The sequence below is a fragment of the Peptoniphilus sp. oral taxon 836 str. F0141 genome, assembly GCF_000179335.1.
Taxonomy (GTDB): Bacteria; Bacillota; Clostridia; order Tissierellales; family Peptoniphilaceae; genus Peptoniphilus_A; species Peptoniphilus_A lacrimalis.
The window spans coordinates 1-1,190 of sequence record NZ_AEAA01000060.1 but is presented as its reverse complement, the minus strand read 5'-3'; the positions used below and the strand labels follow the sequence as shown (position 1 = coordinate 1,190).

Here is a 1,190-nt window from a genome sequence, read left to right as displayed (position 1 = left end):
ACTTGATTATATAAAAGATGAAATATCAAAGGCAAAATACTATTACAAAACTGATGCCGATTCATCCATAGTTATTGTAAAAGATGCTGTGAATAATATTTCAACTAAGGGCAAGTATGAGCATATTTGTTATATAAATTATAACAAAAATATTTACAGAATAACTTTTCAAGCCTCCACTTTGCATAAAATTAACGTGAATAATTCAAGCTGTGATGGTAAAAATAAATTAGCAGAAGGCGTTAGTTTAAAATCAAATCTTGATGGAAATTTGTTGACTTTAGAAATTCGAGATGAGAAAAAAACTCTAATTAAAAAAGAAATAGCTCTTAGGTGTATAGAGGTGCAAGAGTGAAGAAGAAAGGTTTTATATACATATTTACTATTATCATTATAAGCCTTTTGGCTGTTATATTTTATTTTATCTACCAAAGCTCTTATACTTCTATTCAAGTTGCAAAAAATAGGCAGAAGAAAATTCAAGCCGATTATTATGCCGAATCTTTAATAAATTTAGCATTAAGTCAAGATAATTTTTTAGAAAATTTAAAAAGTTATTATGAAGAAGCGAAATCTCACAAGAAAGGTATTGAAAAGCGTATAAATCCTACCATAGATATAAGTGATTTGAACGATGAAAGAATAATTTTGAAATTATGGAAAACAGGAGAGTTTAAATTAGAATCAGAATGCACATACAAGAAAATAAATTCAAAGTATGGACTAGAAGGGACTTATATTAACCAAGCATATAAAAAGAAAAAGGCAATATTAAATTCTTCAAATATTAAAAATGAAGATTTAAATGAAATAGTTAAAGGTTTTGAAAAAATAAAAAACTCTCAGGCAGATTTAAACTGTAAAATTTTTGAAATAGAGGGAAATTATAAAATAAAAGATATGGGGCCATTTTTTAAATTATATGAAGAAATTGAGCTTGACAATTTAGAGAAGGAAGAAGTAACAAAAGCACTGATAAGTTATAGGGATATTATTTATCTAAAAAATGGAAGTCTAGAAATTGTTGGAAAAATAAAATTTAAAAATTTATTTATAATAAATGGTAAAATTTATAATGATAATTTCAGAAATGAAGGTGTCATATATTTAGATAGAGAGGGTCAAATTAATAGTCCCACAAATCTTAAAGGATATTTGATAGACCCCTTTGACAGAGCTGGGTCAATTAG

2 protein-coding genes are annotated in these 1,190 nt (G+C 26.1%); both read left to right on the top strand.

The features are described 5' to 3' along the window. Positions 1-355, top strand: a 355-nt coding sequence (locus tag HMPREF9131_RS02470; RefSeq protein ID WP_009345186.1) for a hypothetical protein, incomplete at its 5' end; no start/stop codon positions are given. After that, on the top strand, positions 352-1,190 hold an 839-nt coding region (locus HMPREF9131_RS02465; protein ID WP_036744216.1), incomplete at its 3' end, for a hypothetical protein. The genes HMPREF9131_RS02470 and HMPREF9131_RS02465, both read left to right, overlap by 4 nt.